19 protein-coding genes, 1 tRNA gene, 1 other RNA gene and 1 riboswitch are annotated in these 17,902 nt (G+C 69.1%); of the genes, 6 read left to right on the top strand and 15 right to left on the bottom strand.

Going from position 1 to position 17,902, the window contains the following annotated elements:
* Positions 1-167: 167 nt before the first annotated feature.
* The 4 genes from AAEX60_RS10675 to AAEX60_RS10660 form a co-directional block, all read right to left on the bottom strand.
* Positions 168-668, bottom strand: a complete 501-nt coding sequence (locus AAEX60_RS10675) for a DoxX family protein (RefSeq protein ID WP_342103368.1) — start codon at positions 666-668, stop codon at positions 168-170.
* 102 nt (positions 669-770) lie between these two features.
* Positions 771-2,894 (bottom strand): YhgE/Pip domain-containing protein, encoded by a 2,124-nt coding sequence (locus AAEX60_RS10670; RefSeq protein WP_342103367.1) that lies wholly within the window; start codon positions 2,892-2,894, stop codon positions 771-773.
* Positions 2,894-3,952, bottom strand: a complete 1,059-nt coding sequence (locus AAEX60_RS10665) for an ATP-binding cassette domain-containing protein (RefSeq protein ID WP_342103365.1) — start codon at positions 3,950-3,952, stop codon at positions 2,894-2,896. Before AAEX60_RS10665 ends, AAEX60_RS10670 begins: the two co-directional genes overlap by 1 nt.
* A gap of 77 nt (positions 3,953-4,029) precedes the next feature.
* Entirely contained in the window at positions 4,030-4,851 is an 822-nt protein-coding gene (locus AAEX60_RS10660; RefSeq protein WP_342103364.1) for a PhzF family phenazine biosynthesis protein, read from the bottom strand.
* Between the two features lie 200 nt (positions 4,852-5,051).
* A riboswitch (TPP riboswitch) is annotated at positions 5,052-5,157 on the top strand.
* On the opposite strand from AAEX60_RS10660, the gene thiM reads away from it, so the two are divergent.
* The 4 genes from thiM to AAEX60_RS10640 all read left to right on the top strand — a co-directional run bounded on the left by thiM (position 5,152) and on the right by AAEX60_RS10640 (position 8,165).
* Positions 5,152-5,976, top strand: a complete 825-nt coding sequence (gene thiM, locus AAEX60_RS10655; protein ID WP_342103361.1) for a hydroxyethylthiazole kinase — start codon at positions 5,152-5,154, stop codon at positions 5,974-5,976. It overlaps the preceding riboswitch by 6 nt.
* Positions 5,973-6,713 (top strand): thiamine phosphate synthase, encoded by a 741-nt coding sequence (locus AAEX60_RS10650; RefSeq protein ID WP_342103359.1) that lies wholly within the window; start codon positions 5,973-5,975, stop codon positions 6,711-6,713. The genes thiM and AAEX60_RS10650 overlap by 4 nt, the downstream gene beginning before the upstream one ends.
* Entirely contained in the window at positions 6,710-7,519 is an 810-nt protein-coding gene (gene thiD / locus AAEX60_RS10645; protein WP_342103357.1) for a bifunctional hydroxymethylpyrimidine kinase/phosphomethylpyrimidine kinase, read from the top strand. The genes AAEX60_RS10650 and thiD overlap by 4 nt, the downstream gene beginning before the upstream one ends.
* Position 7,520: 1 nt before the next feature.
* Positions 7,521-8,165, top strand: a complete 645-nt coding sequence (locus AAEX60_RS10640; RefSeq protein ID WP_342103356.1) for a TenA family protein — start codon at positions 7,521-7,523, stop codon at positions 8,163-8,165.
* A gap of 5 nt (positions 8,166-8,170) precedes the next feature.
* Here AAEX60_RS10640 and AAEX60_RS10635 read toward each other — a convergent pair whose 3' ends face one another.
* The 5 genes from AAEX60_RS10635 to AAEX60_RS10615 all read right to left on the bottom strand — a co-directional run bounded on the left by AAEX60_RS10635 (position 8,171) and on the right by AAEX60_RS10615 (position 11,906).
* The gene (locus AAEX60_RS10635) at positions 8,171-8,722 is read right to left on the bottom strand and encodes a hypothetical protein (RefSeq protein ID WP_342103355.1); all 552 of its coding nucleotides are present in this window, start codon (positions 8,720-8,722) and stop codon (positions 8,171-8,173) included.
* On the bottom strand, positions 8,719-9,288 hold the full coding sequence (locus tag AAEX60_RS10630; RefSeq protein WP_342103354.1) for a hypothetical protein: 570 nt from the start codon (positions 9,286-9,288) through the stop codon (positions 8,719-8,721). The genes AAEX60_RS10635 and AAEX60_RS10630 overlap by 4 nt, the downstream gene beginning before the upstream one ends.
* Positions 9,289-9,311: 23 nt before the next feature.
* Positions 9,312-9,869 (bottom strand): hypothetical protein, encoded by a 558-nt coding sequence (locus tag AAEX60_RS10625; RefSeq protein WP_342103353.1) that lies wholly within the window; start codon positions 9,867-9,869, stop codon positions 9,312-9,314.
* A 148-nt stretch (positions 9,870-10,017) separates the two neighbouring features.
* A complete protein-coding gene (locus AAEX60_RS10620) occupies positions 10,018-10,845 on the bottom strand; it encodes a MerR family transcriptional regulator (protein ID WP_342103352.1) in 828 nt (275 codons plus the stop codon).
* A 98-nt stretch (positions 10,846-10,943) separates the two neighbouring features.
* Positions 10,944-11,906, bottom strand: a complete 963-nt coding sequence (locus tag AAEX60_RS10615) for a transglutaminase-like domain-containing protein (RefSeq protein ID WP_342103351.1) — start codon at positions 11,904-11,906, stop codon at positions 10,944-10,946.
* 89 nt (positions 11,907-11,995) lie between these two features.
* Between AAEX60_RS10615 and AAEX60_RS10610 the strand changes: the two genes are divergently transcribed.
* Positions 11,996-12,280, top strand: coding sequence for a hypothetical protein (locus AAEX60_RS10610; RefSeq protein WP_342103349.1), 285 nt, complete (start codon positions 11,996-11,998; stop codon positions 12,278-12,280).
* Here the strand turns inward: AAEX60_RS10610 and AAEX60_RS10605 are convergent.
* From AAEX60_RS10605 to AAEX60_RS10590, 4 genes are all read right to left on the bottom strand, one after another.
* Complete coding sequence (locus AAEX60_RS10605) at positions 12,265-12,879, bottom strand: DJ-1/PfpI family protein (protein WP_342103348.1); 615 nt, start codon at positions 12,877-12,879, stop codon at positions 12,265-12,267. The two genes, AAEX60_RS10610 and AAEX60_RS10605, sit on opposite strands and share 16 nt — an antisense overlap.
* A gap of 115 nt (positions 12,880-12,994) precedes the next feature.
* Positions 12,995-13,082, bottom strand: a tRNA-Ser gene (locus tag AAEX60_RS10600).
* Positions 13,083-13,139: 57 nt separating this feature from the next.
* Positions 13,140-13,502, bottom strand: a complete 363-nt coding sequence (locus tag AAEX60_RS10595) for a PaaI family thioesterase (RefSeq protein ID WP_342103346.1) — start codon at positions 13,500-13,502, stop codon at positions 13,140-13,142.
* 121 nt (positions 13,503-13,623) lie between these two features.
* Positions 13,624-15,057 (bottom strand): amino acid permease, encoded by a 1,434-nt coding sequence (locus AAEX60_RS10590; RefSeq protein WP_342103344.1) that lies wholly within the window; start codon positions 15,055-15,057, stop codon positions 13,624-13,626.
* Between the two features lie 172 nt (positions 15,058-15,229).
* Here AAEX60_RS10590 and ffs point away from each other — a divergent pair.
* Positions 15,230-15,326, top strand: an RNA gene (gene ffs, locus AAEX60_RS10585) — signal recognition particle sRNA small type.
* Positions 15,327-15,366: 40 nt separating this feature from the next.
* On the opposite strand, the gene AAEX60_RS10580 is transcribed toward ffs, so the two are convergent.
* Positions 15,367-16,938, bottom strand: a complete 1,572-nt coding sequence (locus AAEX60_RS10580) for an ABC transporter permease (RefSeq protein WP_342103342.1) — start codon at positions 16,936-16,938, stop codon at positions 15,367-15,369.
* Positions 16,935-17,855 (bottom strand): ATP-binding cassette domain-containing protein, encoded by a 921-nt coding sequence (locus AAEX60_RS10575; RefSeq protein WP_342103340.1) that lies wholly within the window; start codon positions 17,853-17,855, stop codon positions 16,935-16,937. Before AAEX60_RS10575 ends, AAEX60_RS10580 begins: the two co-directional genes overlap by 4 nt.
* Positions 17,856-17,902 lie beyond the last annotated feature (47 nt).

Genomic DNA, 17,902 nt, shown 5'->3' with positions numbered 1-17,902 from the left:
CAACCCTCGCCCGATGCCTGTCTGGCCAACGCTACGTGTCGGTTCCGCGTCGGACATCACCCCGAAGGCGGTGATCGACACGAACAAATGCCCAGCCCCGCCGGCGAGGTATGCCGACGGGGCCGGGTGTGGCGGCCGCGGGTGACGGGCCGCGAGTGATGGGTGGGTCAGCGGGTGACCAGGTCCTCGTCTCGGGCGGTGGCACCGTGCGCCGCCGCGGGCTGGCGAGCGTCGTTGGTGGCGGTCCGCCCGCGGCCCAGCAGGCCGTCGATGCTGAACCGGCCGGCGCCGGCACCCACCAGGGTCAGGGCCGCGGCGCCGATGGCGCCCACCAGCTCCCAGCCGCCCTCCTTGACGAAGATCCCGGAGCCGGTGTGGGCAAACAAGTAGGCGCCGAACATGTTGAGCGCGGCCAGCAGGGCGACGACGGGCGTGGCGATGCCCAGGATCAGGGCGGCGCCACCCACCAGCTCGACGACGGCGGCGAAGGCCGCGGACAGCTGGGGAGCGGGAACCCCCATCTGCTTGAAGGTGCCGGCGGTGCCGGACAGGCCCCAGGTGGAGAACTTCTGCCAGCCGTGGGCCATCAGGATGACGCCCAGCAGCAGGCGGGTGACCAACAGGGCCAGGTCACGGACGAGGTGGGGCGGGGTGAGCAGGTGGCGCATGGGAGTTCCTTCGTGCGTGGGCAAGCCCCGGCTTCTGCGAGGCGCCCACCACGATATAGTTGAATCGTCAACAATGCAAGACAGGGTTCCGCGCTTCCCCGCTCAGTGCCGCAGCGGCGGATGCAGGTCACTCATGGTGAACCGCTGCCGGGCGCCGACGGCCACCACATCCAGCAGGAAGGTGGTCCCCCCGATCACCGCCAGCACGATCACGTCCCGCGTGAAGTGACTCCACAACCCGCCCGAGATCACCACGCGGAAGGCGTCGATGGAGTAGGTGATGGGCATGAACGGGCTGATCCAGCGGAAGAAGGGCGGCAGTACCGCGGCCGGGTAGGTGCCACCCGTCGAGGCCAACTGCAGGATCAGCCAGACCAACAGCAGCGCCGAGCCGGGCAGCCCCAGGGCCATCCGCAGCAAGTGCGCGATCATGGAGAAGACCACCGCCACCAGCAGGGTGAGCCCCACGGCCGCGATCCCGTGCAGAGGATCGAGGCCGAGCGCGATCCACACCGTCGCCAGCATGATGAACGCGCCGGCTGCGGCCACCGTCCCGAAGGGGAGATAGGCGCTCAGGGTGAGGTGGGCCGGATTCATCCGCCCGGACAGCAGCCGGCCGGAGATGGGCCGCATCACCAGGAAGCCGGAGATGCCGAAGACCCACATGGCGATGGACAGGAACAGCGGCGCCAGGCCCCGGCCGTAGACGTGGGCCGGGTTCTCCACCAGGGTGTGCACGTCGGCCGGGGCGGAGAGCACCTGCGCCGCGCCCTGGGCCTGGCTCTTGCTCAGCGCCGGGATCTGCTTCACCCCGTCGGTCAGGCCCTTGGTGAGCTGCTCGGAGCCGGACTTCAGCTGGCCCAGGCCCTGGTCCAGCTTGGTCATGTTGGTGTCCAGCTTGGCCATGCCCCCGTCGAGCTGGCCCAGGCCGGTGTTCAGCTGGCTGACGCCGCCACCGGCCTTGGTGATTCCCGCGCTCAGGGTGCCGGCCCCCTCGGTGGCCTGGTCAATGCCCTTGTGAAGGCTGCTGGCGCCGGTGGCGACCTGCTGGGCGCCGCTGTTGAGCTGCTTCAGCTTGGCCGAGGCATTGCCCAGGTCCTTGGCGGCATTGGCGTCCTGCACCCGCTGGTTGAGCGCGGCGGAGCGGGTGGACGCCCGGGTGGCGGCGGTGGCCACCTTGGCATTGCGGGCCTGGGCCTCGTCCAGTCTGGTCTGCGCCTTCTTGTAGGCCTCCGTGTCAGCCACCTCGGGCAGCTGGCCGACGGTGGCCAGGGCTTCCTCCGCCTGGTCCAGCTTGTTGCCGACGGAATCGGTGGTGCCGGTGACGTCGGAGCTGATGGCCTGGATGTCGGTGTTGATGGTGGCCGAATCCTGTTTCACCTGGCCCTGCAGCTTTGCGGCCCTGTCCAGCACTGGCACGACGGTGTCCTCCAGTTGCTGGGTTCCGCCCGCCACCTGGCTGGCGCCGTTGTAGAGCTTGAGGGAGCCGGTCCCCAGCTCGCCCAGGCCGGACTGCAGATCACCGGCGCCCTTCTCCAGCTTGGGGAAGGCCTGGTCAAGGGTGTTGGCGCCGGTGGCCAGCTTGGTGGTGGCGCTGTGGGCCTCCGTCGTGCCGGTGGCCAGCTGGGCCGAGCCACTCTTGGCATCGGTGAGTCCCTTGGTCAGCTTGGCCGAGCCGTCCCGGGCGTCGATCATCCCCTGCCGGATCTTGTCCAGATTGGCGAAGACGGCCTCGAAATAGGCCTCGACGGCCGTCTCGTTGACCGCCTGCTCGATCTTGTTCTGGGCCTGGCCGGTGACCGAGCCGATCACGAAGCCATTGGCATCATTGCGATGCATGGTGATCTCGGCCCGCTTGGGGGTGGCGCTCGAGGCGCTGACCAGGTTGGCGGAGAAGTCCTTCGGCACCCGAACCGTCAGGTAGTAGCGGCCCTCCCGCAGGCCCTCCTCGGCGTCCGCGGCATCGGTGACATGCCAGTCGAAATCCTTGCCGGAGACCACATTGTCGGTGAAGTCCTGGCCCGCGTGCACCTGCTGCTTGTTGTAGGTGACCGGCTGGTCCTCGTTCACCACCGCCACCGGCAGGTCCTGCAGCCGGCCATAGGGGTCCCAGTTGGCGGCCAGGTAGATGGAGCCGTAGATCACCGGCACCAGGGTGGCGAAGATCAACGCCAGCTTGGGCAGCAGGCCGCGGAAGCGACGCAGTTCGAAGCGGGAGAGCAACATCAGTCGAGTTCCTCGGTGGTGGGATTCGTGGAGGTGGGCTGGGCCAGCCGACGGCGCAGCCGGTGCAGCTCGAAGTTCGGTTCGGTGCGGGTGGGCGGCGGGCTCAGGTGGACCACCTGGGCTCGGGGCGGCACCGGACTCTGTTCCAGCGAACTCAGCACGAAGCTGTGGCCCTGCTCTGTCAGCAGGCCCAGGCCGTCGTGGATCCAGGTCAGTTGGCGCTCGGTCAGGGAGTCGTCGACATCATCCAGTACGACGAAGCTGGCCGGGGCCAGGCAGCCCAGCACGATGGTCAACAGGGTGCGCTCGACGGCCGGCATCCGGCCGACCCATTGCTCCTTGTCGAACTGGTGGTTGAGCAGGGTTTCCAACTCGGCGAAGCGCTCCCGGCCGCGGCGTACCCCGATCCCGTCGGCGATGGCCCGTTCGTCGCGGGACTCGGCAATGGTCAGGTTGGGCTCCAGATCCGCCAGGTCACTGATTCGCGCGACGGAGACCTGCCGCCGCAGCTTGCGGGGGTGGGCGATGCCGTCGATCTCGGCGGACTGCAGCTCCCCCTGAACCCCCTTCAGCCGGCCGGACAGCGCCAGCAGCAGCGCGGACCGCCCGGCGCCCTGCTGTCCGGTCACGACGGTGATCCCGCCCCTGGTCAGGGTGAGGTCCACCGGCCCGAAGACCTTGGACTCGCGGCCGCGCAGCTGGAGCCGGCGGGCGCGCAGAATCTCGTCGTCCCCGGTGATGGGTGTCGGGCTTTCGGGCGCAGCGGGTGCCGGGGCCTCGGCTGTGAGCAGTGCCGGGTTCTCGGTAGCGACAGGTGCCGGGCTGATGATGTCGAGGCCGGCGGAGACGGGCTCGTCCTGGATGGCGGGGGCCGAGTGTCGCGGTGCCTCGACCGGTGCCGGGTCGGCGTCATTCCGGGGCTCGACGGCCGAGTGCCGCGGGGCCTCCACGTGGGCCGAGCCTGTCGCGGCCACGTGGGGCAGGTCCCCGTCACGGGGGCTCTCCACGTCGTCCCTGCGCGGGAGGACGGGCGCCTCGTGAGGCTGGATCTCAGGCATGGGCTTCCTTTCGGGACGTACCCGAAAAATATATTCGGACTAGCTGGTCTAGAAAAGCTGTGGCTCTTGGCGATCTCTCAGTTGCTCAGCTCGCCATGGACCCGGACGGTCGCCTCGCCGCCGATCCAGATTTCGGAGCCGTCGTCGCGTACCGTCACCCGGCCGGCGCGCCCCACCTGACCGCCCTGCGTGGCCACGTACTGCGCCGGTACCAGACCCCGCCCGCGCAGCCACTGGGCCAGGGCCCCGTTCAGGGAGCCGGTCACCGGATCCTCGCGGTCCTCGGCGATGGCGCGCACCTCGTAGGCGACAGGGGAGCCGGCGTCCTCCAGCCCCACCAGGCCGATGTGGACGCCGGGCCGGTCGGTATGCGGGCGGACGGCCCGCACGGCGTCGGCATCGCGCAATTGCAGGAGCTGCCACGGCGGGCCGTTCACACCCCAGGCATGGGCCACGACGTCCGCTGGTGTCAGGTTGAGCACCCGCACGGCCTTGGTCAGGTCCTCGTCGTCCAGCGGGCCGGTGCGGATGCACGGCGGGGTGGCGAAGGCCAGGTCATCCCCATCGATCCGCACCGGTACCAGCCCGGCACCACATTCCTGCACCACGGTGCCTGGCCGGTGCGGGCGGCCGCCCAGCTCCAGCCAGGCCCGGGCGGTGCCCAACGTGGGATGGCCGGCGAAGGGGAACTCCTGGCTGGTGGTGAAGATCCGCACCCGGTAGTCCGCCTCCGGCGTGGTGGGGCGGAGCAGGAAGGTGGTCTCGGAAAAGTTGGTCCAGGCCGCGATCCGTTGCATCTGCTCCGTGCTCAGGCCGTCAGCCTCGGCGATCACCGCGAGGGGATTGCCGCTGAACGGGCCGGTGGCAAAGACGTCGATCTCAAAGAAGGGGTGGCGCATCCTCCCATCTTCCCGCGAACCACACAGTGGGTCGGGGGGCCCGTTGTCCCGATGGAGCGAATACGAGGGTCCAGTGCCACTACGGCAATTGGCTGCGGCATTCGCTCTACCGGGACAACGGGTCGTCCGTCCAAGCGGATGGGGCGGGCGGATCCGGCCGCCCGAGCCGGTCCGAGCAGACGCCATGCGATAACGTGGCCGACAGTGACGCGGGGTGCCACCCCTCTGGGAGTGATGGTGGCTGAGAACACACCCGTCGAACCTGATCTAGTTCGGACTAGCGAAGGGACGTTGCTTTTCATGAGCACATCCAAAGACCCAGCCATTCATTCCACCGTCGTGACCCCGGCCGGCCTGGCCGAAGCGCTGCGCCTGCTGCGGGAGAGGACGCCGCTGGTGCAATGCCTGACCAACATCGTGGTGGCCCAGTGGACCGCCAATGTGGTGCTGGCCGCGGGCGGGGCGCCGGCCATGGTGGACAATCCGGAGGAGGCAGGGCTCTTTGCCGGGGTCGCCTCCGGGGTGCTGGTGAACACCGGGACCCCCTACCGGGAGACCTACCAGGCCATGCGGGTGGCTTCGCATTCCGCGCACGAGGCCGGCACTCCCTGGGTGCTGGACCCGGTTGCCGCCGGGGGATTGCCGGTGCGCACAGCCTTCGCCCTGGAGGTGCTGGACAACCAGCCCACCATCATCCGGGGCAATGCCTCGGAGATCTCGGGGTTGTCCGGCGGGGCGGGTGGCCGTGGTGCGGACACCACCGTCGCGCCGGAGGAGGTGCTGGGCCTGGCCCAGGGGCTGGCACGCAGCGTCGGTTGCGTGGTGGCGGTCTCCGGGGCGGTGGACCACATCACCGACGGGGAACAGGTGGTCCGGATCCACAACGGTGACCCGATCATGACCCGGGTCACCGGGGTGGGTTGCAGCCTGGGCGCGCTGATGGCGGGCTTCGCGGGTGTCGCGGAGCCGCTGCTGGCGGCCTCGGCCGCGACGGCCCTGATGTGCGTGGCCGCGGACAATGCCGTCGCGACGACGCAGGGGCCGGGGAGTTTCGCCGTCGCCCTGCTGGACCAGCTGGCCCTGGTCACCCCCGAGGAACTGGAACAGAAGGTGAAGCTCTCATGAGGCCCACATCGGCTGAGCTGGTCGAAGCCATGACCTGCTACCTGGTCACCGACACCGGCATCTGCGGTGGCCCCGAGGCCGTGGTCCGCACCGTGCTGGCCGCCGTCCAGAATGGCGCCACCTTTGTGCAGGTGCGGGACCCGGACCTGCCTGACGACGGCTTCCTGGAGCTCTCCCGGGCGGTGGTGCGGGCCGTCGCCGGCCGGGTGCCCGTGGTGCTCAACGATCGGGTGCACCTGGTGGGCCCGGCGGGAGCCGACGGCGCGCACATCGGCCAGGGGGACCTGCCTCCCGTCGAGGCCCGGGCAGTGCTGGGGCCGGATGCGATTCTGGGCCTGTCCGTCGAGCAGCGTTCGCACGTGGAGGCAGCCAACCGACTGCCAGCGGGGACCTTGGACTACCTGGGAATCGGGCCGGTCTGGGCGCAGCAGACCAAGCCGAATGCCGCCCCGCCGATCGGGCCCGACGGGCTGGCGGAGCTGGCCCGGCTGAACCTGCTGCCCTCGGTGGCGATCGGCGGGGTCGGCGGACCCGGGCGGGTTGCGCCGGTCAAGCCGTCGGGCGCCGGCATGGCGATTGTCAGTGCCATCTGTGGTGCCGATGATCCGGGCGCGGCCACCGCCGCCATCCTGCGGGAGTGGCAGCAAGCAGGTACCGCAAGCACGATCCCCGGGGTGCCCAACCCGACCACGATCCCCGAGCCCGTCGAGGGGCTGGAGAACGAGGTGCGCCCATGATCCCCAAGGTCCTGTCCATCGCCGGCGTCGACCCCAGCGGCGGCGCCGGGATCTTCGCCGACCTCAAGACCTTCAGCGCCCTGGGCGGCTACGGAATGGGCGTGGTCTGCGCGCTGACCGCCCAGTCGACGCGGGGTGTGACCGGCGTCGCCGGGGTGGAACCGGACTTCGTCTGGCGGCAGTGGCAGACCTTGGCCGACGACATCCTGCCCGACGCGATCAAGATCGGGATGCTGGGCACCCCGCAGGTGGCGGCCGTCGCAGGCCGGATCATCGACGACTACCGGGCTCGCGGCGGAGAACACGTCGTGCTGGACCCGGTGATGGTGGCCACCAGCGGGGACCGACTGCTGGACGTCGAGGCCGAACAGGCCGTCCGCGGATTGATCGGCAAGGCGTCCTTGATCACCCCCAACCTGCCGGAGGCGGCCGTCCTGCTGGGCGTCGACGAGGTGCGTGACGGTGCTGCGATGGCGGCCCAGGCCACGGCCCTGCTGGAGCTGGGGGCGCAGCGGGTGATGTTGAAGGCCGGGCACCTGACCGGGCCGGAAGCCGTGGACATCTACGCCGACGCTGAGGCAATCACCGAGCTCAGCGCGGCCCGCGTCGAGACCCGGAACACGCACGGCACGGGTTGCACCCTGTCCTCGGCGATCGCGACCCTGCGGCCGCAGCGTGGCACCTGGTTGGAGGCCGTCGCCGATGCAAAGGCATGGCTGACCCACGCCCTGGAACGCGCCGACGAATTGCAGATCGGGCACGGGCACGGGCCCGTACACCATTTCTGGAATCTCTGGAAGGACTGACATGGGCTTCACCGACGAACTCTGGGAGCAGGCCTGCCCCATCCTGACCGCCATCGAACGGCACCCCTTCGTGACCGGGCTGGGCGACGGCAGCCTGCCCCACGACATCTTCGAGGGCTACCTGACGCAGGACGCGCTCTACCTGGCCGACTACGCCCGGGCGATGGGCATGCTGGCTGGTCGCGCGTCGCACGCCGACGAGATCACCTTCTGGGGCATTGGGGTGCAGGGGGCGATCGTCGCGGAGCGCGAGCTGCACGCCGCGCATGTGGAGGTGGGGGCCGGTGTGATGTCGCCCACCTGCCGGGCCTACACCAGCTACCTGCTGGCGACGGCCGCCGCCGCCCCCTACGAGGTGGGGGTTGCGGCCATCCTGCCCTGCTTCTGGATCTACCAGTGGGTGGGGGAGAAGCTGCTGGAGTCCGCCGGTGACCTGTCCGGGCACCCCTATGGGGACTGGATCGGGATGTACGGGGACCCGGCCTTCGCGGAGTCCACGGCCCGGGCGCGGGAGATCACCGATCGGCTGGCCGACGCCGCCTCCGACGAGGTCCGCGAGCGGATGCGGGAGGCCTTCCTGCAGGCGTCGCGCTATGAGTGGATGTTCTGGGATGCCGCTTGGCGCCAGGAGGCCTGGCCCGTCTGACTTCCTCAGGCGACGGGCGGTAGCCCCGAACGCAGTCTGTTCAACCGGATCGCGACCGTGAGCACGTCGGCCGTCTCCTGGTGGTTGCATCCGCGCAGCACCGGCATCTCGATGCCCCGAGCGCGAAGCGGCTTGTGGACATCCTTGAGCAGGACGTCATGGGCGCGGGCCCAGTCGCGGCCCTCGCTGGTCAGGATGAGCAGGACCCGCATGTCCCAGGCCTCGTCGGTGTCCCTGCCGGCCTCCGCCTCCGCCAGCATGCGCCACGGGATGACTGGTTGGTCACGTTCCGCGATCCCGTCGGGCCTGATCCGGATGGCGTGACGCACGGTGGCGAGGTTCCAGACGGCGGCGTAGACGAGCAGAAGGACCAGCAGGCCCAACAGGACGAGTCCGCCCTGCCTGAAGCGGGACTCCTCGGTGAACAGGCTGATGGTCACGAAGGCCAGCAGCCCGAGCGTCAGGAGGAAGTACCTGCCCTCTCGTACCGCACTGCCCGGCAGGTCCACGTGATTGCTGCGGTGGATGGTGTCGAGTTGCCTCTGCATCTGGCTCATGCGCTCCCTCCCGGATTTGCGGTGGGAAGTCCAAGACGCTGGCGGTGGGCGCGGATCGCGGTGAACAGGAGTTCGGCCGTCTGCTCGTGGCTGCACCCCCGGACGACGGGGAAGAGCAGGCCTTCGGTACGGGTGGGGGAGTTGATCCACAGCCTGGGCCATCCCGCGCTCTCTGCCCACTGTTCACCGCTGGCAGTCAGGGTGACCAGCACGCGTTTGGTGTGATGCTCGCCGCCGGTGTTCTTGCCGGCGACGGCACCGGCCATCGCCTCCCAGGGCACCACTGTTCCGTCGCGCACGGCCATGCCCTCCGGACTGATCCGGATGGCCGGACGACGACGGGTGAGTGTCTTGAGGGTGAGGGTGATGCCGATCAGGAGAAGCAGGACAACCAGGCCCAGAGCCGCCCGGACATCGGGTGACGGGTGGGAGAGGGCTTGGAGGGAGGCGACGACCAATATCGCGATGAGGAAGACGAGCTTGACCCACTCCCTCCACGTGCTGGCGGGCAGGTCCACAGCCGTGGAGGTCTGGATGGCGGTCTGGTATTCCTCGACGGAGTTCATGGCCTCTCCTTGGGCTCGGGCGGTCAGGCGACGGGTGGCAGGCCCAGGCGCGAGCGATGAGCGCGGATGGCGGCGGACAGCAGCTTGGCGGTCTGGTCCGGATTGCAGCCCTTCGCCAAGGGGACCTGCATTCCGCGCAGGTCCTTGCGGTGCGCGAGCTTCATCCGGGCCGTGCCGTGCTGGCGCAACCAGGCCAGGCCGTCGTCGGTGAGGGACAGGACGGGGAATTCCGTGGCGCCGCGGTCCGTGTGCGGGTCCGTGTGGCGGAAGGCGCCGCCGATCAGCGGCCACGCGATGACGGGGGAGCCGTCGACGCACAGTCCTTCGGGCAGGATCCGGTAGATGTGCCGCACTCGGGTGAGGCTGGCGAAGCCGGCCAGCGTTGTGACGGCCATGGCGAGGCCGAAGGCCGCGGCCACGAGCCGGATGACGTTGCTGGAACCACCCAGCGCCACCGCGGCCGAGGTGAACGTGAGCACGGCGGGGGCAATGGTGCGCCACACCAGCGACGAGGTCCTGCCCGGCAGGTCGACACTCTGGCCCTGCTCGGTGGCGATCATCAGCTCGTCAAGGGTGGACATGGGATCACCGTAGTGGGAGCCGGGTTCGCAGCCCCCGGGCCAGTCGTCTCCCCGCGGTCTCCGAGCTGGATTGGTCCCCACGATCCCCGAGCCTGTCGAGGGGCCCCGGTGCGAGCGGGGGGTTCCGCTCGCACCGGACGGGCCATTCTCAGCAGACCGGCTGGAAAACGTCGGTGACGAGGTCTTCCGGGGCCGCCTGGTCCGGTGTCACCAGATAGTGGTTGAAGGGTTTGGCCGCCAGGCTGCCGTCGCTGCGCAATGTGAGGCCGTCAGTGGCCAGCCGGCTGTTGATCAGATCGTGTGCGGTGGTGATCTGGTCATAGGACCCGGCGACATGCGCGACAAGGCAGTCTCGTTCGGGCAGTTCCAGGACCTGCAGCGGGGCCTCGGCCGTGGTGCCGGGCGCGACGGGGAAGAAGACCGACAGCTCGACGTCGTGTTCGGTGTACTCCTCGCAGTGCTCGATGACACCGCACGGGCCGATCGGGGTGATGCCCTGGGCCTGCAGCAGCGGGAAGAACTGCTGCCACAGCTGGCCCTCGTCGGAATAGGTGGGTACGACGCCGTGCAGGGCGACGACGGTCTGGGCGGGGACGGTGGTGCGATCGACGGTGATGGACATGCTGGGCTCTCCTTGGCTGAGAAGTGTGGTGATCAGGGCCAGCCGGTTCTGGGCCGCGCGCTGTTCGTCGACGAGGGTCTGGCGCTGCAGTTCCAGCGCGCTGGCCCAGGCCGGCGTCCTGCGGGCGGCGAGGAGGGCTGAGATGGCGGAGACGCCGAAGCCGACGTCGCGCAGGTTGCGAATGTCCGCGGCATCGCGCAGTTGCTCCGGGGAGTAGCGGCGGTAGCCCGTCCACGGGTCGATGGCGGCGGGCACCAGGACACCGTGGGCGTCGTAGTGGCGCAGCATGCGGACGGACAGGCGGGTCAGCGAACTGAACTCGCCGATCGTCATGAGCTTCGTGGTCTCGGCCATGGCTCCACTGTGGCGTCTGACACGGTGGCAGGGTCAAGAGTCTGATTCAGAGCGACCAAGCTCACCCAACCACGGTGCCCGAGCCTGTCGAGGGCTCCTCAGAGTGACGACGGCAGCCGGACCTCGCGCAGATCGGTGGCGTCCACCAGGGCGTTCACGACGCTCAGCGTGGGTTCGGCGTGGATGCCGGGCAGATCCGCCACACCCTCGCCGGTGAAGGCCAGCCGCTCCCGCTCAAGGTCGAACTGGGCGTCGACGCCCGGCTTGTTGCCGCGGACATCCAGCCGGTGCCACGCGCCGTCGACGTGGATGGCGACCAGCCCGTGCAGGACGGGTCCGTCGTCGCCGTCGATCAGCTGGTAGGCCAGCCCCGCGGGGATCCCGGAGCGACGAAAGAGCGCCGCGGCCAGGTGCGACTTGGCATAGCAGAGCCCAGTGCCCTGCTCCAGCACCTGATAGGCGGTGAGCGTCACGGCGGTGTCCCCGTGGTCCAGGGAGTGCCGGATCTCGTCGCGCACATACTCATAGATCCTCTTGGCGGCGGTCAGCTGGTCCGGGCTGTCGGCGGTGAGCCGATCATGCAGCGCGGCCACGTCCTGGTTGTGGTGGGCCATCACCCAGGACCAGGCCAGGAAGCGACGGCTGGCCGGCGGGTCCGGGTCGGGACTCCGGTGGCTGAACACGGCGCGCAGCATCTCGGTGAGCTCGTCGCGGCCCTCACTCGCCGGCTGGCCCAATTGGGCCTGATAGCGGTCCGCGGCGTCGTCACGGCCGATGGCGATCAGCATCTCGTCCAGGCCGATGCCCTCACAGCGCACCTCCCGCAGCCGGCCCTGCTGGACCTCCACAATCACGTCGTAGCAGAGGAAGTCCACATCCTCATAGCCGCTACCGTCGGGCAGGTCGGGGAAGTTGGTGCGGATGGTGGTCAGCGGGGCACAGTAGGTGGTGGTGGCCGTGTGATCGTCGGCGCCGATCTGGGCGGGCTGGAAGCCGACACCCTGGAGCACTGGCCCGAGGGTCACGTCGAGTTGTCGTAGGGCGGCTTCGGGGCTGGTCATGGCTCCACGGTACGAGAGCTTCACCGGCCTGGCCAGGCATTTTCCTGCCAGCAACGCATTGCGATGTCTTGCTCGGGTAGTTTTCCGGCATGAGCGTGGATGAGGTTCGGGCGCTGCTGACGGCCGGGCTGAGGGAGCTGGATCCGGCCGGGGTCGGTCCGGGTGCGCCGCCCGACGAGTACCAGATTGAGGCGACGGAGATTGCCCGTCGCCTACCGGCGGCGACGTCGGTGCGGGCCGTTCAGGACCTGATGCACCAGGTGATGGTGCAGTTCTTCGGGCCTGCCGACGTGGGGCAGCCGGGCCAGTACCGGGAGTTGGCGCAGCGAGTGTGGAGCATGGCCCACGGTCCCTGCCGTCAGGACAGCCCGTAGATCTGGGCGAAGGGGTCCCACGTCGAATCCCGGTGGGGTTCATACTCGGCGATCCGGGCCGCGTTGTCCGCTGCCTCAGCGCCGTGGAGATGCTGGATCAGGGCGTGGGCCATGTCCATCCCGGCGGCCACGCCCGACGAGGTCCATCGGTTCCGATCCGCCACCCAGCGGGCCTGCGGCTGCCAGTCGACGTCGGGTCCGCAACCGGTGACCCAACCGAAGGCGAGTTTGTTGCTGGTGGCGCAGTAGCCGTCCAGCGCGCCCGCGGCTGCCAGTAGGGCCGAGCCGGTGCAGACCGAGGTCACCAGACGTGAGTTCTTGGCGGTCCGGCCAAGCCAGCCCAGGAAGTCCGGATCGGCGGCGAGCGGACGGGTGCCGGCGCCGCCGGGAACCAGCAGGATGTCGGGTTCTTGCAGCTCCTGGTAGGAGGTTTCCGCGATCACCTGGACGCCCTGGGCGCTGCGGACCGGACCGGTGCCGGGGCCGACGTGCTCGACCTGGAGCCCGGGGACCTTGCTGAACAGCTCCACCGGCCCTAAGACGTCGAGCACTTCGAACCGCTCGAACAGGACCACGGAGATTCGTCGCGGGGAGGTCATGCAGTCAATCTAGGACGGATCCTCGGGCTCGGTGGGGGCCTGCCATCCACGTGTGACCGAGCGAAACGCCCCCGGGAGCCAGAAGCTCGCCGGGGGCGTTTCCCCTTGTCAGGGATGGCGGAGGATACGGGATTTGAACCCGTGAGGGCGTGAACCCAACCCGCTTTCCAAGCGAGCGCCATAGGCCTCTAGGCGAATCCTCCGTGGGAGAGCGTACACGTTCGGTTCACCTTGTCGCCAATCGGGCCGCGGAGCCGGGGTCAGTCCTTGTGGCTGATTGCGAAGGTGGCCTGTGCCTGGGCGATGTCCCGGCCGTCGGCGACGCGGGTCACCTCGGCGGATACCAGAGCCAAGGCCTTCGAGGTCTTCAGTACCTCGGCCCGGGCCTCAAGCTCGTCGCCTGGCTCCGCACCATTGAGGTAGGTGACGGTCATCTGCACTGTCACCACCGTCGCGTCATCGTCAACCGCCTCGCGCACCGCCTCGCCCATGGTGGAGTCCACCAGAGTGGCAATCAGGCCGCCATGGACCCCGCCGTTCGCGTTGGCGGCCCAGTCGGCCGTGCTCACCCGTGCGTGCGGGCCATCGCCCACGTGAACCTTGTTGTTCTCCAGGAATCCCATGGGAGGACGTTAGAGCCTCGCGGTGGGGGAGCGCATCCCCTCGAATGGGTGATTGTGGGAGGCATGCCAAGGCCCCGCCCGCGCAAGGCGCGAACGGGGCCCAGACCACAACCAGGACAGCTCAGTGCTTGTGGTTGATGATCTCGTCGTAGAGTTCGGCGGGGGTGAGATCGTCGGCATCCGGGGCCGCGTGCTTGCGGCCGAAGAACCATGCCACCCCCAGCAGGATGAACCACAGCGGCGTGACCATCAGGGCCTGCAGGGTGTCCTTCTCCTGCGTGAGGATCACCAGGATGAAGGCGAAGAAGACCAGCACCACCTGGGGCATGAACCTGGCGCCGGGCATCGGGAAGATGCTTCTGGCATGCGCCTCGGGGAAGCGCTTGAGGTACTTCATGTAGCTCAGCAGGATCAGGCCCCAGACGAAGATGAAGAGCACCGCGGAGATGGTCGTGACCACGGTGAAAGCGCCCATGATGGAATCGCTGAGCATCAGCAGCACGGCGGTGAGGATCAGGGAGACGCTCATCACCAGGCCCGCGACGGGCACGCCATTGCCGGACAGCCGGCCGAAGCGCTTTGGGCTCATCCCACGGTGCGCCAGGCCGTAGAGCATCCGCGAGGTGGAGTAGATGCCGGAATTGCAGGAGCTCGACGCGGAGGTCAGCACCACGAAGTTCATCACCGACGCGGCGGCACTCAGGCCGATCAGGCCGAACAGGTTCACAAACGGGCTGACGGCGGGGTTCACCTCATCCCACGGGGTCACCATCATGATGGCCAGCAGCGCGAAGACGTAGAAGAAGATGACGCGCACGGGGATGGAGTTGATGGCCTTGGGCAGCGTCTTCTCCGGGTCCTTGGTCTCAGCCGACGTCGTACCCACCAATTCGATGCCGACGAAGGCGAAGACGGCAATCTGGAAGGCCGCGAAGAAGCCCTTGAATCCCGTCGGGAAGAAGCCGCCGTGGCTCCACAGGTTGCTGACCGCGGCCACCTGTCCGTTGGGCGCCTTGAAGTGCGTGACGACCATGTAGAGGGCGGCGACGATCAGCACCAGGATGGCGATCACCTTGATCAGTGCGAACCAGAACTCCAGCTCGCCGAAGAGCTTGACCGTCAGCAGGTTGAGCCCCAGCAGGGCGAGCATCACGGCGCACGCCAGCCCGACGGACAGCGACTTGTTGTGCACCCAGTAGTCCCAGTAGCCGCTGATGGCCACCAGGTCCGCCATGCCGGTGACCACCCAGCACAGCCAGTAGGTCCAGCCGGAGAAGAAGCCGGCCCAGGGGCCGAGCATGTCGGCGCTGAAGTCCTGGAAGGACTTGTACTTCAGGTTGAACAGCAGCAGTTCGCCCATGGCGCGCATCACGAAGAAGAGCATGATGCCGATGATCAGGTAGACCAGTACCAGCGACGGCCCGGCGGCGTGGACGGTCTTGCCGGAGCCCATGAACAGGCCCGTTCCAATCGCGCCACCGATGGCGATCAACTGGATGTGACGGTTGCTGAGGCTACGTTGCAGGTGCCCTTCATGCTGTGTTGGCTCGCTCATGGGCGGCTCCTTCCAAGAGGCCAGGGCCCCTCGGCCCGGCGGGGAAACGCTAGTGGCCAGACCCCGGCCGCGGACCCCATATCACGAAATGAGCGGGGTTGTCTGCCTCCCCGGGCGGATCGTCTCGCTGTGCGGCGATTGGTCCAGGGGCTGCCGCGGGGCTAAAGTAGACCCAAGGTCCCCGCGCGGTGGTACCTCGCCCAACTCCCCCAGGGTCGAAAGACAGCAAGGGTAAGTGAGCTCTTCCAGGTGCGCGGGGACCCCTTTGCGTACAGGGTCTTCTGTGCGTCCAGGGTCTTCCGGGCGCCCTCAGCCGCGGGCCAGGTCTCGTCGCTCGGACCCCCACAGGCCAACCGCCAACGCCGCCAGCACCGCCGTGGCCAGGGCCGTCGTGGCCGGACGCGACGCGGCCTCCATCGGCACCTGACCCACCAGGTGTAGCGGGGGCAGGTCCCGGGCCCACTCGGGCAGGCGCAGCGGCTCGCCCACGATGCCCACCACCGCCACCCACGCCACCGGCAGCCAGGCCAGCGCCCGCCACCGCGGGGCGACGGCCACCAGCAGCGCGCCGAAGGCGACCACCAGCAGGGTTGGCGCCAGCAACCAGGCGGCGGCCCGCAGCGGGTCGTCGGCCACCTCGGGGCGGTCCATCACCCGGGCCTGCACCAGTCCCAGCGTCGCCGACGAGGCCACGGAGGCTGCCGTGCTTCCTGTCAGGGCCAGGCCGGTGAAGGCGAGCCACCAGCGCAGGCGAGGGAGTCGGCCGGCATGCAGCAGGCCCATCCGGCCGGAAATCTCCTCGGCGCCCAGCCGCAGCACCAGCCCAAGACCGGCCGCCATCGCCATCACCTGGGTCAACAACAGGGCGAGCACGACGGACAACCGGTTCGCGTCACCGCCGAAGGCCTCGGCCAGGCTCGGATTGGCCTCGACGACGTCGACGAACTCCTGCGACATGCTGCCGATCGCCGCCGCCCACGCCACCGCTCCCAGGCCCCAGCCGAGCAGCCCGGCGGCTCCCAGCCGCCAGGCGAGACCCAGCGGTGTGGCCAACCGCCCACCGGCCGTCGGCCGGCCCGGCCGCGGAGCCAACAGGCCGGCGCCGAGGTCACGTCGCGCAGCCAGCCCGACGGCACCAGATGCCAGGGCCAAGGTCAGGGCGGCAAAGGCCAGCACCGGCCACCAACGCCACGCGCCCCAGGGGTGTGCCTCGGCCACCCAGCCCATCGGGGAGGCCCAGGTCCACGACGTGTTGCGGCCGTCCACCACCGCCCGCACCAGGAAGGCGGTCAGGATGAGCGCCATCCCCGCCGCCGTCGCGCTGCGCGCCGTCGCAGCGGCCTGCCCCAACAGCAGCCCCGCCGCGCTGAAGGCCAACCCGAACAGGGCCATCACCGTCGCGTAGCGCAGACTGCCCGACGTCGGGAAGTCCTGCACCACAAGACCCACGGCGCTCAGCACCCAGAACAGGAGCCAGGCTCCGGTGCTGCTCAACGCAGCCGCCAGTGGCACCGCGGTGCGCGCCACCCGCCCGGAGGTGACCAGCTCCAGAATGCCCGCATCCTCCAGCCGTCGGGTCAACCGGACGGCCATCACCAATCCGATGATGGGCAGGGCGAGCTGGCCCATGAAGCCCACCTCATAGGCCACGATCCCACCCAGGTGCTCCAGGTCATGGCCGCGGCCGTTGAAGGCGGCCGCGGCGGGCGAAGCACCCATGGTCTGGCGATAGACGTCGCGTTGCTCCTGCTGGGGGTAGAGCGACGCGATACTCCCCGCCACCGCCGTCACCAGTGCGGCCAGCAGCGCCGGCGCCACCAGCAGCATCCCCCGTGAGGTGCGCCACTGCAGGCGCACCAGCTGCCACAGTCCGGTGGTCACTTCTCCTCCTTGCCGTAGTGCTGCCAGAACAGCTCGTCGAGGCTGGCCGGGGTGACGGTCAGCGTCGTGGGGGCAAGGTCGGTCAGTGTCCGCACCACCTCCAGCACCCCATCCGGGTGCACGGTGAGGCGGACGTGGTGCCCGTCGTGACTGGTCTGCCGCTCGGTGGTGCCCGGCAGGTCCAGGTGGTGGGGCAGTGGCGTGGCCAGGCCGGCCTCGACCCGCACCATGGCCCCGGCGCGCAGGGCATCCAGGGTGTCGGTGATGACGGTCTGGCCAGCACGGATGATGGTCACCCGGTCGCACAGCCGCTCCACCTCGGCCATGATGTGGCTGCTCAGCAGGACGGTGCGTCCCTCGTCGGCGAGCTCCCGAACGGTCTCGATGAAGCGCTCCTCCATGACGGGGTCCAGGCCCGACGTGGGCTCGTCGAGCAGCAGCAGGTCGGCGCGGGTGGACAGCGCCGCCACCAGTGCCACCTTCTGCCGGTTGCCCTTGGAATAGGTGCCGGCCTTGCGGCGCGGGTCCAGCTCGAAGCGCTGGATCAGGTCGTCGCGGCGACGGGTGTCCTGGCTACCCTGCAGGCGCCCGATCAGGTCAATGCACTCGCCACCGCTGAGGCTCGGCCACAGGGCGGTGTCGCCGGGGACGTAGGCCATTCGTTCGTGCAGCCGGGGGCCGTGCCGCCAGGGGTCCTCCCCGAACAACCGGAGGCTCCCCGCGTCCAGCCGCAGCTGACCGAGGATGGCGCGGATGGTGGTGGACTTGCCCGCCCCGTTGGGGCCGAGGAAACCGTGTACCTCCCCCCGGTGGACCGTCAGGTCGAGCCCGGCAAGCGCCCGGACGGTGCCGAAACTCTTCGTGATCCCCTCCGCCAGAATCGGAGAGGAACTCTCAACTGAAAGTGACTGTCTCATGAGTTCAGGGTAGACGAACTGGGAGTCACTGTCAGGTTTTGGGGCAT

The sequence above is a fragment of the Luteococcus sp. H101 genome (genome assembly GCF_038433155.1).
Classification (GTDB): Bacteria; Actinomycetota; Actinomycetes; order Propionibacteriales; family Propionibacteriaceae; genus Luteococcus.
The sequence above is the reverse complement of the archived record's forward strand: the minus strand, read 5'-3'. Positions and strand labels throughout refer to the sequence as shown.